The following is a 14,258-nucleotide window of genomic DNA, read 5'->3' as shown; positions in this document are numbered from 1 at the left end:
GACTAAATTCGGCATTGAGGAGGACACCTTATGCATAAAAAATGGACGATTGCATTCGTTCTACTGCTGCTAATGGTTTTGACAGCCTGTGAAGAAAAAGAAACAGTTAAGTTATCCAAACCAACCGAACCTTCCTCAGATGAAGTGATCCCAAAAGATCAAGCTAACTCATCTCTTCCACCTGATCTTGTATCAGAAAAAAAAGCAGAAAAAACTGCGGTTGAGACGATGAACAAAATTTCAAGTACCTATAAAGAATTAGGCGAAGAGTATGAATGGGAAAATGAATCTAACCCTGCTGATTACGAAACGCTAAAAAAAGCGTTAACGCCATATGCAACATCATCTTTAATTGCAACAAAGCTAAAAAGTATTTCTACTAATTATTACTGCAAAGAATGCAATATGAGCTTTTTTCCTGATGTAACTCATCTGATTCGATTTGAACTTATTAACAATCATGCTGGGCAATTTTCGGTCTCGGCTATTGAGCCAATTAGTAAAGAAGGAAGCGGCGGACTGACCATTTACATGAATTTTAAATACGTTAATAAACATTGGAAATTAAACGAATGGGATGAAGTTACCTATCATCAAAAATACCTCAACATTACGGCCGATGAATATATCGAATACGTAAAGTCAATTAATCCTTCTAGTGATATTTCATACCAAGGTAAAACGACCCGTACAAATGAAAAAGGGGAAAAGGAAGAAATCTTGGTTTTCAAAGAGAACAATACAAAGTATGCCATCAGCAAAAACAGCTCTCAGCGAATCGACGATTTTAAAGAAGATGAAAAAGAAAAAGAAGAGAAGGAAGAAAAAGATTTTAATTTAAAAAAAGTCCAAAAAGTTGATCAAGAAACAGCGGATATTTTTATTGAACATTATTTGCGAGATTTAACAAAGTCCATTAACACGAATAAATTTGAACACGTACAGCCTTATATCCAGCGGGATAGTGTTTTGTGGAATGATCAAAAGCAGCTTGTGAAAATGCTGTATGAAAGAGACATTCGAGAAGAACTCGTTGATTATTCCATATTAGACGTGGAATCTGTGAGTGAAGAAGAGGGCGAAGCGGTCTATACAATCCAAACGAAAGAAGTCCTTTCAATTACAACGAACGGTCAAAGTCAGGAAAAAGAGTATTATCGAACCTATACCGTTTCCTACAGCAATAAACAGCTGCACCTGACTAAAATTGAATCACTTTAAAAAACATCACGCTCTGCGTGATGTTTTTGTGTATACACAATTTGCAGATTTCTTATCGTGATAAATTTTAGTGTTCCAGCATAAAAAGCATACTTTACTTTTGAAAGGGTAAAAAACATATCTTTAGAAAGAAGCCTTTTTTTAAAATTACTTTACCATACTAACGCAAGATAACTCTTCCTTATCAAGCGTTCATATGATAAAGTAGAGAAATAAGCAGAAAACAGAATTTATTTTACATATAATGGATGTTTTTATTAAAATCTTTAAAAATTTGCTTTTTAAATTGAGTTTTGAGAGGTTTTTAAAAACTTTTAATGGTATTTGTAGTGAATTGATAAAAATTCGTTATATTCCATTCTGGATCATTTAAAAGGGATACCTTTGTTTTCAATAATTAGGAGGGGTAAAATGGAAGAATTTGAATTGTCGCCTGTGAAAAATTCGTTTCGCCAGCTAAAAGAGCAGTGGGAAGAGGCAGAGCTGTTAGATGAAGATAACAACTTAAATTTAAAGCACGTTTCAGATGAAAAATTTATTCAGCTCTTTTTTTCAATGCGTATTATCAAAAAATCACTTTCTCCTCATACGATCAGATCTTACAATCAAGACATGAAAACGATTCTGTCTTTTTTCTATGAACGAGAGATTACATTAAAATCGATTGGATTTATGGAAGTCAAATTATTTAATGAAGAAATGATGAATCAATATGCCAATCGCACCGCTGCAAGAAAACTAGAATTTTTTAGAAGAATGCTAGAGTTTGGACACGCTACTCATTTTTATCCTTCGCTATATACGACGTGGATTGAAAAACCATCTATTGCAAAAGGACATTACAGCGACAAGGAAAAACAAAATCGCACCGAGTACCGAGAGCTAACCGACCGCGAAGCCCAGGTGATTGTAAATGCGTTAGAATCAGTCGTGCGCATTCGTCAGCATGAAAAGGAATTCAAAGCGCGCAATCGCTTAATGGGAATGCTTTTGTATATGAGTGGAATGCGTTCGAGTGAACTGCTGAGTTTAAATTGGGGAAGCTTCCGCGAAGACCGCCGCGGAAATTTGGTTGTAGATGTGATTGGTAAAGGAAAAAAAGAACGAACAATTCCCGTGTTTGATGATGTGAAAGAAACGCTTATCACTTACCGGCAAGCCTTAAATGAGAGCACCGAACTAAGTCCTTTTGACACCGAACCGCTTTTTTACTCCATTAAAGAGTACTATCGTACCGGCGAAAAGAAGCGATTATCCTATACAACGTTGTATCGAACGATTAAATCAGCTGTTTATAAAGTAAAAGGAAACGCGTCTATTTCTCCTCATTGGTTTCGTCATACCTTTATTACAAACAGTTTAACTAATGACGTTCCGCTTGCGGTTGTAAAGCAAGTAGTAGGGCATTCTTCTATTGCTACAACGAACGTTTATCTGGAAAAACTTCAAGAAGATACGGTATACGACGCGTTTCGAAAATCGGGTTATCGCTAATTACTTATAATATTTTTATGTAAACTATAAAACATATATTTTCATTTTTACTGCTTATGCGTATGAAATAAGTTGTATAAATGAATAAGTTACTTTTCCTACAATATAATGGTAGAAAGTCGATAAAGGAGGGAGTTACCTATGACGGCTAAACATCCGCTTCACTACCATTTCGGAGAAGTAACGGAGCTTTTTCATTACATATACGCAGTTTGTGAAACAGCAGGTATTTATATTGACTGGAGCGGAACAGCCCAAACCGTTCAGCTATATCGAAGCAAAGAATCTTTTTTATCCGGAGAACGCTACATCGGAGCGATTCAGTATGAGGGAAGCAATCAGTTTCAAAAAAGATGGCCTTCTACCGTCAGTTTGAGATTTCGACGTGCGAACTTGTCGTTTATTTTAAAATATTGTTTAGAACAAATTGAAGAATACCGCAAAGACACGAACAAAGAACCCTTCATTAATCCAAATGCAGAATCCATCGCGTTTAAATTCACCTCTTTAACAGATGAAACCAAACAAGTGATTTCAAAAATCAAAGAAGTACTATGCATCGCCAACTACGTGTAAAACCCCGCAGAATGTTAGCTGTGGGGTTTTGGGGATTTAACGCAGGTCTTCTGTGTCTTGAAGCAATTGTTCCGCGCGGTATTCAAGTTTTTGTAAAGTTTCGGTATAAATTTTCACCTGCTGCTCGTTTAATTCGGACGTTAATTCGAAAAATACCTGCTCCACAGCAGGCGTTACTTCTGTTTTTAAACGCAGGCCATCTTCTGTTATTTGAATAAAAAACGAGCGGCGATCTTCTGGATTTCTGATACGCTGAATCCAATTTTGTTTTTCTAGTAAATCTAAAATTTTAGTCAGCGTCGCTTGATCTTTATCCGCTCGTTCAGCTAATTGTTTCTGCGTACTATATTCAGCTTCTGATACGCGTTTTAAAACGGTCCACTGTTCTGGTGTAATCCCAAAAGGGCGCAAGCGTGCGGCAACTACTCTGCTTAAGCGCTTACTTGTACGAACTGTGGGAATGCCGAACATTTCTTCTAACGATTCCATATAAAACCTCCTGCATACATACATGCTGTGATTATATCAGCTGTTTTTATTTCTGTAAATTTGTTTGTAAAAGTGATGTCTTATAAAAATAAATTTACAGAATAAATCACAAATACACTAGACTTATTGTGTGTATCCTTGTAATCTAGTGTAAGAATAGTTAAACTTTTTCAAAAACAGTAGGGGGTACACACATCCATGATTAAAGCGGTATTTTTCGACCTAGATGACACGCTACTTTGGGACCAAAAAAGCGTAAAAGAAGCATTCGTTGCAACATGTACATATGCAAGTGAGAAATATAATTTAAAACCTGAAGAACTAGAAGAAGCGGTGCGTAAGGAAGCAAGAGAATTATATGCTTCGTATGAAACCTATGAGTTTACGCAAATGATTGGCATTAATCCATTTGAAGGATTATGGGGAAATTTTTTAGACGATCATGATGAATTCCACAAAATGAAAGATATTGTTCCTACTTATCGCAAAGAAGCTTGGACTCAAGGTCTTCGTGCCCTAGGAATTCACGATGATGCTTTTGGAGCAGAGCTAGCTGAGCGTTTTCCGTTAGAGCGCCGCAAAACACCGTTTGTATACGAAGAAACGTTTGAGGTGCTTGATCAATTAAAAGGAAAGTACAAGCTGCTGCTGCTAACAAATGGTTCACCTGACTTACAAAATACCAAATTAGATATTACATCAGAACTAGTTCCATATTTTGATGAGATTGTGATTTCAGGTGCATTTGGCCGCGGTAAGCCTGATCCATCTATTTTCGACCATGCTTTATCACTTATGGATTTAAAGAAAGATGAAGCAATTATGGTTGGAGATAATTTAATGACAGATATACTGGGTTCTTCTCGCGTTGGAATGAAATCTGTATGGATTAATCGTCACGATAAAGAGCGAAATGAAGTCATTCCTACTTATGAAATTACCCATTTAAGTGAACTGCATTCAATTTTAGATGAACTAAATTCATAATACGAACAAACAAAAAAGAGGCGGAAATCGTCTCTTTTTTGTTATAAAAATAAGCACAGCAGTCTTTGCAGGTCCTATATCCGTTGCAAATCTCACTGACTTCATTCACATTGTACCAATCTTATCCTGTTAAAGGAGCTAAACAAGTAAACACCCAGTACATTGTCGTATCCGTTCAGTTTCAGCGAACACCTAATGAACATTCGACTGTAGTATTAAACGACACAACGTTTACATTACAAGACACAGCAACTCATCAAACCTACGAACCGTCTGACGGAGGAAATTTATCGACAGAAACCCCGCACACCCTGTGGACAGCTTTTTCATCACCGTCACTATCTGACGATGAACCACTTAACCTCGATGTTGCATTTAAAATTCCAAAAAAGGCCAACCATACGTATAACCTGTTAATTACACAGCAATCAGAACGAGCGGATGTGTTTAAGTTTGAAGAAGCCAAACAAGATTATTAATTACATACAGAAAAAAACGCCTGTCTTTTGTTTTATAGAAAAAGAAGGCGTTTTTTGTAAAACCATCTTGTTTTCCATAAAAAGAGCAAATGATACTACAACCCCTGAATAAAAAGAAAGAATATACAAGGGGAGCGGAGCAAACGATAGACATAAAAAGAAAAAGAAAATAGACATAAAGCGCGTTGGTGTAGTCAAGTTCAAAAAGAACGTGTATCATTGTAACTGCTGGTAACAAAAGATGGACACAAGTGGATAAAAAGTTATGAGAAAGGAAAAGGTGCGTACATCACGTTAAAGACATATGAATCATAAACATACAAAAACAACTACTGAATTCAGTAATAAAAAAATAAACATGCATTTAAATAGAAAGCTATCAGCAGCTAGTATAGCTGCGTTTCTTTTCGCTTTGCTTTTTTGTTTTATACCAGGTATAAAAGAGTCAATTCCCAGTTTTTCTATCAAAAAAACCAGTCCACATTTCGTTGATTTATTTCCTTTATACCTTTTATTTTTTACACCCTTCTTTTTAATAATGGGGACGTTAGGCACGGTTATCGTTGATTTATTAGTCAGTGCGTTTGTAAAAGACCGTAGTAAAAAAATTGATTTTATCATGTCATTCATATTTCACGCCATTTTTGGGTTATTAATGTTTGAATTCGGAATGATGGGCGTCATTCTTATTTTTATTGTTGATCGCATTCTTTCAATCCGTAAAGAAAACTATTCTTATTTATATCCATTGGGTTGCTTAGTACTGTCGGCCATTATTGGAACTCTCGTCTATTTCATTTTTACTATCGTTTAATAAAAAATAATAAAAAAGAGACCTCAAAAAGTTAGATGCATCCTAACAAATGTGGTCTCTTTTTTTGCTTTTTTTCTTCTTAAAAAAACCCTATTTGGGTAAGTTGTTTAGTTTGCTATGCTATCGTTTGATAAATCAAAAAGATATTTAAACAAATGACTAATGCAGCTATCACCCAAGCTACAGTAGTTGTTGCTTTATGATTAACCAATCCGCCCATGATTTTTTTATTACTCGTAAACATAATAAGAGGAACGAGCGCAAATGCAATTCCGAACGATAAAATAACTTGACTGACAACTAGTGCACTTGTTGGATTTACGCCAAATCCGATAATCAAAAGCGGCGGAATAATTGTAATGAACCGGCGAAGATATAAAGGAATTCTGCGTTTAATAAATCCTTGCATGATGACATCTCCAGACATTGTTCCGACCGAAGAACTTGAAAGTCCTGAAGATAATAATCCAACCCCGAACGCAATAGCTGCAAAGGGACCAATTAAATGTTCAAATTGTGTAAAAGCCACGTCCAAATCTTGCACGTTTAGTCCGTTTTTAAAGAATAGAGCGGCTGCGACAATCAGCATGCTTGCATTAATTGCACCAGCGATAATCATGGCAATCACAATATCAATAAATTCAAAGCGAAAAATCGCTTTTTTCTCCGATTCTGTAGTTCCTACCACGCGGCGCTGCGTAAGAGCTGAATGCAAATAAATCGCGTGCGGCATAACTGTAGCACCTAAAATTCCGGAAGCTAACAGCACGCTGTCTGTTCCGTGAAACTGAGGGACAAATAAGCCATGGACAACACTTGCGCCCTCTGGATGCGCAAGAAACATTTGAGTCCCAAAAGCTAATACTACAATAAAAACCATCGCCGCAATAGCTGCTTCTAACAGTCGAACACCTCGTCTTTGTAACTCTAAAATAGCAAAAGAACCTACCGCTGCGATAAGTGCAGCTAGGAACAAAGGAATATGAAATAATAAATAAATTCCAAGAGCAGCCCCAATAAATTCTGCTAAATCCGTCGCCATAATGACCAATTCTCCTTGGATCCAAAGCCCAAAAGAAACGAAGGACGGGAAGTGTTCCTGTGCTATCTCGGGTAAATTCAAACCTGTTGCAATCCCTAATTTAGCTGATAACGATTGAATTAAGACAGCCATTAAGTTAGAAATTAATACAACCCAAAGCAGCATGTATCCGTATTGAGAGCCTGCTGCAATGTTGGTAGCAAAATTACCTGGGTCAATATAAGCAACCGCTGCGATAAAAGCAGGCCCTAAGAAAGGCAATAATCGCTTAATTCCTTTTGTTTTACCCGACAATACATCTTGAGCACTTAGCTGCATAGCTGATAATGCTTTACTGCCGTTTTGATCTTTCATGTCTAGTGCTCCTTTCTTTGATGAACAATAAATAGCCCAAGCTAATTTTTTTATATGAAGTATAAAATGTTTCCTTAATGCAAATTATATGCTAGCAAAGGTTCTTTTGACAATAAAAAAGTTTAGCAAAAAATATAGATCATCTTCAGCTGTTTTTTATCCCGTTTGGCACAATTCTTTAAATGCACAGCCGTGACAGGAGGCAAGCGTATCTGTTTGAGGGAAATGCTCAAGCGGAAGAGGCTGATTTACCTCTGAGTCTTCCAAAAAAGTTTTCATATAATCAATGCTTGTATCAACTTGCTGAAGAACAGCTTCAATTTCGTGAAGAGTAAGCTGATACGTACGCGTACTGCCTGAAAGCAAGTATTCGTTTCGGACTTTTATCTGATCAACGGAAATATTATATTCAGCTAGCACGTAGAGGGCATATATCGCCAGTTGAAACAAATCATCTTTTGTTTGTTTACTTGTTTTCCAATCAACAATCGTAAATTCGTCTGTGACTGGATTTTTAAAAAGAGAATGAAAAGGCGCATATACTTTATGATCATACACATTTATAGAACGAAACGACTGATGAGGCTCCACTTCTAAAAAAGGTGAAGTTACGATGTCGCAAAACAATTTACTTTGTAAAAAGTGATGGACACAAATGTGTACCCGTTTTTGCATGTCTTTAAGATCTTTTTTAGAAATATAGCCGTTTTCGTAGAATTCTAAAAGCATCTTATACTGAGCAGGCTTATGATACCAAAGCTCTCCATAGTCAGTAGAATCACGCAGTGCGTTATTTAGTAGCTGCTGCACTTTCTCCGCTAAGTTTTGTTCATTAGGGACAAGCTTTGTAGATGTATAGTCAGAAATGGCCTCTGTAATCACTTGACGCACGGCTTGTCCGGCGTACATAGATAAAGTGGAAACCTTTTTTAAACGATAAGCGCTCTGAGACTGCGCAGAAGCGCTGTCAAGCCATCCGTTATGTGAGACATAATAATGATATGCATACTTTCGGTTGCACTGTGTGACCATTTTATGTCTGGAGTACGACCATGAAAATTCAGGGAAATCAGTGATTTGAAACAAGCTATTCACATCCTTTTTCAAAAACTGCGCATAGGTTGGTCTATTAGTATATTCGTACATGAGTTAAAATAGACTGAAAATGTAGAGAGTGAATAGCTACGCATGCATATTATTTTGTGGATTCTCGCGAAATATGTATAAATAGAAAAAAATATTTAAAAATTGATTGCTTTTTTCTATGGAGGATGTTATATTAATAAAGCGATGAGCTAATTTGTGTAAGTCGAAGGACATGCTTTCGAGCTAAACGTGTGAATGTGGTCACACGGTCCCCGCCACAAACGCATCAAAGACGTCCTGCGTGGACGTCTTTTTCATTTTATAAAAAAGAGAGCTTATGCTCTCTTTTTTTTGTGAGATTATTTACTGAAAAAGTTAAGGGTTTTTATTTGAATGCTTCACTATATTTTTAATACTTCTTTTTCACCGTTTTTTATTCCATACATCGTTTCCTACTTGCAACAAGAGTTTTCTTATCCGATTTTCTCGACCAAACTTAAATATATAAAAACTTACTGTATTTGCACATTTGCCGCATATTGCATTGTTCCTCTTGTAGAGTTAATCGCAATATCAAAAACGTACAAACCTTGATTTTTAGGAACCTTAAATTCATTATTTTTGACAAACAGCTTGGTTTTTTCACCGTTATCTCTCCATATATGCACACTCACACTACGAATATAAGCACCGTCTAAGTTCGAAAAATGGAGCTTAACCAATTGTTGCTGCTTCAATGGGATACTTTTTTGCTGCGATATGTATGTATATAAATCATATACATTTATTTCTTTTTTTGTTGTTGAACGGCCGTTTGACCAGTTAATAGAACCTTTGTGAAGGTGATAGGTATGTTCGTTGACCGCAAGCGCAGCTTCAGGTTTGTTTTGATCGTATTCTTCCTCTAGAAAGAAAGCACTGTTCTTAAGTAAAAGTAAGAAGAACACAATAACAGCTCCTAGACCGCTTAAGACATATACACCACATTTTGTGGGTTGTACTTTCATAATAATTTCCTTTCACACACCAATAATTAAGGAGGATATGTATATAAAATTTCCACTTTTTCTATTTTAAACGATTACAAGTAAAATTACATTTATTGCTTTCTTTCTTCATGAAAAACAGGATAATAGTCATATGTTTTCTATAAAATGTCTCCTTAGATCCAATTCAAACCCATATAAAAGGAAGATAAATGGAAATTAAAAGAGGGAATCTAAAAAATTTACAGAAGTTGATAAGTGATTTAAAATTATACAGAGGAAAAAAGCATTTCAAAAAAAGGGAGATTAGTAGGTTTTTTGTTCTACTTCCGCTTCTTAAAAAGTCGTATTTTTCGCAAGAAACTGTAAAGCTATATTTTATAAAGGTGAACCAATACATATACAAACAAAAGGGAAACACAAAAAGGGGGATCAGCATGCAAATTAGAGAACTAGAATTACATGATGCTGCAAACTTTGTAGATTTGCTTAAACAGATTGAAGAGGAAAGTAAGTTTATGCTGTTTGAAAGCGGAGAGCGAAAGCTGAGCACAGATCAGCAGGAGAAAAACATCGAAATCTTTAAGCAACAGCCAAACTCTACGATTATTGTAGCAGAAGAAAACGAGATGCTTGTGGGATATATAGCTGCAACAGGGGGCGAAGCTAACCGAAACGCTCACATCGCTTCTCTAACATTAGGTATTCGAAAGACGTTTCAAAATCAAGGGATTGGGACGGCTTTAATCAGTGCACTTGAAGAATGGGCGAGAGAACACCATATTCATCGTCTTGAACTTACAGTCGCTATACAGCATGAAAAGGCTCTTTCTTTATATGACAAAGTAGGATTTGAAATTGAAGGAACAAAAAAACATTCACTGCGAATTGGCGGTTTGTTCATTGATGAGTACTATATGTCTAAATTGCTGAACTAAAAAAGAAACGACGTTTAAAGACGCCGTTTCTTTTTTTAACTTCCTCTATAAATTTGGTATCCCCACGGTGACACAAGCAAAGGGACGTGATAATGTTCTTGTTCAGAAGACAATCCGACTCGAACAGAAACTTGATTTAAAAAGGGCGGATTTGTTGTTTGGACTTCTTGTTTTTTATAATATTCTCCAATATGAAACAGAAGTTCATAATCTCCTGATTCAAACGCTTCAGAAGAGAAGAGCGGAGTTACTAATCTTCCGTCTTCATTTGTAGTACCGTGTGAAATTTTTATTCGTTTACTTTCCGACTGAATATGATAAAAATCAACTTTGACAAAAGCAGCCGGACATCCGTGGGTAAGATCTAAAATATGCGTTGTGATTTTAGTCATGCTCGTTTCTTTGTCTCCTTATCTTCAGTAATTTTATCAGTTAAGCGAAAGAAAGCAATTTTATATACTTCTTCTAATGCCGTATCAAACTCCGTTTGCTCGGTATTTAGTAAACGACTTTGCATTGCCTCGTAGATATCTTCTTTTTGTTTACCTCGTACTGCCAAAATAAAAGGAAAAGGAAACTTCTCCATATACGTTCCATTAAGAGAAGAAAACTGTTCATACTCATCTTGCGTTAAGTTTTGTAAGCCTGCTTTGGTTTGTTCTTCAGTAGAAGCAGATGTCATGGCAATATTTTCACCTAGATTTGGATGAGCTTGCAGCAGCTTTAGCTGTTTTTCTACAGATGCTTGCGCTACAATTTCTGTCATCATGGCATGAAGTTGTTCAACGGAAGAGAAAGGGCCTTTAAAATAAGCCTCTTCAGCAACCCAAGGTGAATGTTCAAATATATCACCAACTAGTGAAACAAAATGCTGCTTGCTAAGCTGATTTACATACTGCACAGATACGTTATTCATACTACACCACCTTTATTTTATTTCTGAATAATCTGTCTTCTTCAAAGAGACAGAAGGTACTTTTCGTTCAATTGATGCGTTAAAAAAGAGATTTAATAAAATGGCAGCTAAACTTCCCGTAATAACTCCATCGCTTACAATTACGCGCAAAGCATTTGGGAGCTGAGCGAATAAATCAGGTACCACCGTTACACCAAGGCCGAGTGAAAGAGAGCACGCAATAATCAGCAAATTTTCTTGTTTAGACAAATCAACAGCACTTAGCATTTTGATGCCTGATGAAATAACTAAACCAAACAACACGACCATTGCTCCCCCTAAAACAGGGGTGGGAATAATGGTTGTAAAAGCAGCTATTTTCGGAACAAGCCCCAGTAATACGAGAATGAAACCGGCTACTACCACTACATTTTTTGTTTTTACTTTTGATAATTGAACCAGTCCTACATTCTGAGCGAATGTATTGTAAGGGAAAGCATTAAATAGCCCTCCAAGAACAATGGCGATTCCTTCAGCACGGTAGCCTTTTGTAAAATCTTTTTCCTTTAATTCCCGATCGCACAGCTTTCCTAATGCTAAAAATACGCCTGTAGACTCAATGATAATGACCAAGCATACGAAAATCATTGTTAAAATAGGGCCGATTTCAAAAGTGGGCATCCCAAAATAAAAAGGAGTGGGAACGTGCAGCCAAGAAGCTTCATTAAAATTAGTGAAATCAACTTTTCCCATTAATACAGCGGCTATTGTTCCGGCTACAATTCCAATCAACACAGAAAGAGAACGAAGAAAACCGCTGAAAAATCGATTTAAAATTAAAATAAGCGCTAGAACACCAAAAGAAAGAAGAAGATTAGAAAGAGAACCAAAATCTTTGCTTCCCACTCCTCCTGCCATATTTCGAACAGCGGATGGTACAAGCGATAAACCAATCATCGTCACAACCGTTCCGGTGACAACGGGAGGGAAAAATTTAATAATTTTGCCTAAAAAACTTGCTGCCAGTACGATGAAAATACCACCGGCAATAATCGCTCCGTAAACAGCGCTAATTCCATATTGAGTTCCAATTGCAATCATAGGAGTCACCGCTACAAACGAGCTTCCGAGTACAACAGGAAGACCAATACCAAACCACCTGTTCGTCCATGCCTGCAGCAGCGTAGCTAGTCCGCATGTTAGTAAATCAATGGCCACAAGATAGGATAAGTCATGGGCATTTAAATTCAATGCGTGCCCCACTATCAGTGGAACGAGAATGGCACCCGCATACATAGCAAGTACGTGCTGTAAACCCAATGAAGCTAATTGCAACGGTCGATTTTGGTTATTCAACTAAAAACCTCCTTTAATTATATCACATTTAATGTTAATAAATATTACATTTATAATGATACATTAATAGTAAAATGTTTTTTAAAGGATGTCATTAGTCAAGTTGACCAAAAAAGAGGATTCAATATCTACTTTTTTACAATATATAGAGAAACAGATAAGCTATTGTGTAAAAAGATGTTACATTTATTTTTTAGTACCAGATATTAATATCAAGTGATGTAATTTTGTATATATTTTCAAATAATAGAGAGAGGAGGAAATGTTTATGTATAATCTTGCGGCTCACGTATGTAAATTTTTATTGAAAAGAAGAGGTAAGCTTTACATAAGGAATAAAGAGTCTTTACCAACAGACACAGGTTTTGTGATCGCTTGTTCGCATAAGGGATGGGTAGACGTTGTAGCGCTTGGTGCGGCTATTTTGCCTCACCAAATTCATTTTATGGCAAAAAAGGAGCTTTTTAATCATATACTCACTAGTAATGTATTAAAAAAACTTAACGCATTCTCAGTAGATCGTAACAACCCGGGACCCAGCAGCATTAAAACACCTATTAAATTAGCAAAAGAAGGACATATCGTCGGGATTTTCCCTAGCGGCACGCGAACAGAGGAAGACGTTCCCTTAAAAAGAGGAGCAGTCACTATAGCGAGCATGGCAAAGGTTCCTATTGTACCCGCAGTTTACAAAGGACCTGCAAATGTAAAAGAACTATTTTCGAAGGTTCCTATTGTTGTCTCCTTTGGAAAACCTATCTACCTTGGAGAAGATAAACTGACAAAAGACCGCCTTGCCGACGTGTCAAATCAATTAACAGCTTCAATTCGTGCGTTAGAGGAAACAGCAAGATAACTTCATAGCGGAGGTGCACCATGAAGGATTGGGTACAGAGAAAGCTAAACGATGTAATTAGTGATGATGTGCAGGCAAAAATGAAAGAAAAGATGGCTGAAAGTGGCGTAACCGTTCCTATATCCGCTTCTATGCTCATGCGAATTTTTCAAAAGCAAATGACAAAGCAAGATCAAATTCAGCAATTTTCTATTTCATTTCAAGACTCCTATATTCACGTGAATGGAATTATTAAAAAATTTCTGGTGAGAATTCCATTTTCCATTGTGCTAGAACCTCTTGAGGCAAAAGAACGTACGCTTTTATTCAAAATCCATGAAATGAAACCTCTTAATCAAAATTGGATCAACTATCGAATTTTTCACAAGCCGCCTGTTACTACGTATGAAGAGAAACAAATTCATATCAATCTCAATGAAATTGATAAAGTGAAGGTCATTCCAGTAGGGAAAATCAAACAATTTTCAATACAAGATGAAAAGCTTAGAGTGAAAATTGGTTTATAAATGGTTGTAAATAAAATGTAGAAATAGTTTTTTTAGAAAGAAAACCTTTTCAATTCAGCACTTAATTCGATTAGGTGCTATTCCTTTATGATTTTTATAAAATTTTTAGAATTTTTCGTCTCTAACTATTGTGACACGCTTCCCTAAAGTTGTACAATGTAACTTATATAGAGGTTTAA

At 36.3% G+C, this 14,258-nt stretch carries 16 protein-coding genes; 9 read left to right on the top strand and 7 right to left on the bottom strand.

Annotated features, from left to right (window positions below):
• Positions 1 to 30: 30 nt before the first annotated feature.
• From ACN6NE_RS24765 to ACN6NE_RS24755, 3 genes are all read left to right on the top strand, one after another.
• A complete protein-coding gene (locus ACN6NE_RS24765) occupies positions 31 to 1,221 on the top strand; it encodes a TcaA NTF2-like domain-containing protein (RefSeq protein ID WP_474327950.1) in 1,191 nt (396 codons plus the stop codon).
• Positions 1,222 to 1,632: 411 nt separating this feature from the next.
• Entirely contained in the window at positions 1,633 to 2,715 is a 1,083-nt protein-coding gene (locus ACN6NE_RS24760; RefSeq protein WP_474327948.1) for a tyrosine-type recombinase/integrase, read from the top strand.
• Between the two features lie 141 nt (positions 2,716 to 2,856).
• Entirely contained in the window at positions 2,857 to 3,291 is a 435-nt protein-coding gene (locus tag ACN6NE_RS24755; protein WP_474327946.1) for a hypothetical protein, read from the top strand.
• A 36-nt stretch (positions 3,292 to 3,327) separates the two neighbouring features.
• Here the strand turns inward: ACN6NE_RS24755 and ACN6NE_RS24750 are convergent, their stop codons facing one another.
• Positions 3,328 to 3,780 (bottom strand): MarR family winged helix-turn-helix transcriptional regulator, encoded by a 453-nt coding sequence (locus tag ACN6NE_RS24750; protein WP_013083345.1) that lies wholly within the window; start codon positions 3,778 to 3,780, stop codon positions 3,328 to 3,330.
• A gap of 198 nt (positions 3,781 to 3,978) precedes the next feature.
• Between ACN6NE_RS24750 and ACN6NE_RS24745 the strand changes: the two genes are divergently transcribed.
• The 3 genes from ACN6NE_RS24745 (at position 3,979) to ACN6NE_RS24735 (ending at position 6,060) form a co-directional block, all read left to right on the top strand.
• Positions 3,979 to 4,767 carry an HAD family hydrolase gene (locus ACN6NE_RS24745; protein WP_474327944.1) on the top strand — a complete coding sequence of 263 codons (789 nt, stop codon included), beginning with the start codon at positions 3,979 to 3,981 and terminating at the stop codon, positions 4,765 to 4,767.
• A gap of 83 nt (positions 4,768 to 4,850) precedes the next feature.
• The gene (locus tag ACN6NE_RS24740; RefSeq protein ID WP_474327942.1) at positions 4,851 to 5,246 is read left to right on the top strand and encodes a hypothetical protein; all 396 of its coding nucleotides are present in this window, start codon (positions 4,851 to 4,853) and stop codon (positions 5,244 to 5,246) included.
• A 304-nt stretch (positions 5,247 to 5,550) separates the two neighbouring features.
• Positions 5,551 to 6,060, top strand: coding sequence for a hypothetical protein (locus ACN6NE_RS24735; protein WP_474327940.1), 510 nt, complete (start codon positions 5,551 to 5,553; stop codon positions 6,058 to 6,060).
• A 115-nt stretch (positions 6,061 to 6,175) separates the two neighbouring features.
• Here the strand turns inward: ACN6NE_RS24735 and ACN6NE_RS24730 are convergent, their stop codons facing one another.
• The 3 genes from ACN6NE_RS24730 to ACN6NE_RS24720 all read right to left on the bottom strand — a co-directional run bounded on the left by ACN6NE_RS24730 (position 6,176) and on the right by ACN6NE_RS24720 (position 9,549).
• Positions 6,176 to 7,456, bottom strand: a complete 1,281-nt coding sequence (locus ACN6NE_RS24730) for an Nramp family divalent metal transporter (RefSeq protein WP_474327938.1) — start codon at positions 7,454 to 7,456, stop codon at positions 6,176 to 6,178.
• Between the two features lie 156 nt (positions 7,457 to 7,612).
• Positions 7,613 to 8,551: a PD-(D/E)XK nuclease family protein gene (locus ACN6NE_RS24725; RefSeq protein ID WP_474327936.1), complete on the bottom strand. Its 939-nt coding sequence runs from the start codon at positions 8,549 to 8,551 to the stop codon at positions 7,613 to 7,615.
• Between the two features lie 503 nt (positions 8,552 to 9,054).
• Complete coding sequence (locus ACN6NE_RS24720; RefSeq protein ID WP_474327934.1) at positions 9,055 to 9,549, bottom strand: hypothetical protein; 495 nt, start codon at positions 9,547 to 9,549, stop codon at positions 9,055 to 9,057.
• Positions 9,550 to 9,965: 416 nt separating this feature from the next.
• Here ACN6NE_RS24720 and ACN6NE_RS24715 point away from each other — a divergent pair, with 416 nt between their 5' ends.
• Positions 9,966 to 10,466 (top strand): GNAT family N-acetyltransferase, encoded by a 501-nt coding sequence (locus ACN6NE_RS24715; protein WP_129709558.1) that lies wholly within the window; start codon positions 9,966 to 9,968, stop codon positions 10,464 to 10,466.
• Between the two features lie 35 nt (positions 10,467 to 10,501).
• On the opposite strand, the gene uraH is transcribed toward ACN6NE_RS24715, so the two are convergent.
• The 3 genes from uraH to ACN6NE_RS24700 are packed head-to-tail and all read right to left on the bottom strand — an operon-like array spanning position 10,502 to position 12,717.
• Positions 10,502 to 10,858 (bottom strand): hydroxyisourate hydrolase, encoded by a 357-nt coding sequence (uraH, locus tag ACN6NE_RS24710; protein ID WP_013057215.1) that lies wholly within the window; start codon positions 10,856 to 10,858, stop codon positions 10,502 to 10,504.
• Positions 10,855 to 11,382 carry a 2-oxo-4-hydroxy-4-carboxy-5-ureidoimidazoline decarboxylase gene (gene uraD / locus ACN6NE_RS24705; protein ID WP_474327932.1) on the bottom strand — a complete coding sequence of 176 codons (528 nt, stop codon included), beginning with the start codon at positions 11,380 to 11,382 and terminating at the stop codon, positions 10,855 to 10,857. The genes uraH and uraD overlap by 4 nt, the downstream gene beginning before the upstream one ends.
• A gap of 12 nt (positions 11,383 to 11,394) precedes the next feature.
• A complete protein-coding gene (locus tag ACN6NE_RS24700; protein WP_474327930.1) occupies positions 11,395 to 12,717 on the bottom strand; it encodes a nucleobase:cation symporter-2 family protein in 1,323 nt (440 codons plus the stop codon).
• A gap of 268 nt (positions 12,718 to 12,985) precedes the next feature.
• On the opposite strand from ACN6NE_RS24700, the gene ACN6NE_RS24695 reads away from it, so the two are divergent.
• Positions 12,986 to 13,573, top strand: a complete 588-nt coding sequence (locus ACN6NE_RS24695) for a lysophospholipid acyltransferase family protein (protein WP_129709550.1) — start codon at positions 12,986 to 12,988, stop codon at positions 13,571 to 13,573.
• Positions 13,574 to 13,593: 20 nt separating this feature from the next.
• Positions 13,594 to 14,079 carry a hypothetical protein gene (locus tag ACN6NE_RS24690; RefSeq protein ID WP_013057211.1) on the top strand — a complete coding sequence of 162 codons (486 nt, stop codon included), beginning with the start codon at positions 13,594 to 13,596 and terminating at the stop codon, positions 14,077 to 14,079.
• Positions 14,080 to 14,258 lie beyond the last annotated feature (179 nt).

The sequence above is a fragment of the Priestia sp. 53B2 genome, assembly GCF_056099005.1.
This window is presented reverse-complemented; position numbering and strand designations above follow the sequence as displayed.

Excerpts from the sequence above, each read along its gene's own strand:
- ACN6NE_RS24765 (WP_474327950.1), top strand. The coding sequence starts at position 31 with ATGCATAAAAAATGGACGATTGCATTCGTTCTACTGCTGCTAATGGTT.
- ACN6NE_RS24760 (WP_474327948.1), top strand. The coding sequence starts at position 1,633 with ATGGAAGAATTTGAATTGTCGCCTGTGAAAAATTCGTTTCGCCAGCTA.
- ACN6NE_RS24755 (WP_474327946.1), top strand. The coding sequence starts at position 2,857 with ATGACGGCTAAACATCCGCTTCACTACCATTTCGGAGAAGTAACGGAG.
- ACN6NE_RS24750 (WP_013083345.1), bottom strand. The coding sequence starts at position 3,780 with ATGGAATCGTTAGAAGAAATGTTCGGCATTCCCACAGTTCGTACAAGT.
- ACN6NE_RS24745 (WP_474327944.1), top strand. The coding sequence starts at position 3,979 with ATGATTAAAGCGGTATTTTTCGACCTAGATGACACGCTACTTTGGGAC.
- ACN6NE_RS24735 (WP_474327940.1), top strand. The coding sequence starts at position 5,551 with ATGAATCATAAACATACAAAAACAACTACTGAATTCAGTAATAAAAAA.
- ACN6NE_RS24730 (WP_474327938.1), bottom strand. The coding sequence starts at position 7,456 with ATGAAAGATCAAAACGGCAGTAAAGCATTATCAGCTATGCAGCTAAGT.
- ACN6NE_RS24720 (WP_474327934.1), bottom strand. The coding sequence starts at position 9,549 with ATGAAAGTACAACCCACAAAATGTGGTGTATATGTCTTAAGCGGTCTA.
- ACN6NE_RS24715 (WP_129709558.1), top strand. The coding sequence starts at position 9,966 with ATGCAAATTAGAGAACTAGAATTACATGATGCTGCAAACTTTGTAGAT.
- uraH (WP_013057215.1), bottom strand. The coding sequence starts at position 10,858 with ATGACTAAAATCACAACGCATATTTTAGATCTTACCCACGGATGTCCG.
- uraD (WP_474327932.1), bottom strand. The coding sequence starts at position 11,382 with ATGAATAACGTATCTGTGCAGTATGTAAATCAGCTTAGCAAGCAGCAT.
- ACN6NE_RS24695 (WP_129709550.1), top strand. The coding sequence starts at position 12,986 with ATGTATAATCTTGCGGCTCACGTATGTAAATTTTTATTGAAAAGAAGA.
- ACN6NE_RS24690 (WP_013057211.1), top strand. The coding sequence starts at position 13,594 with ATGAAGGATTGGGTACAGAGAAAGCTAAACGATGTAATTAGTGATGAT.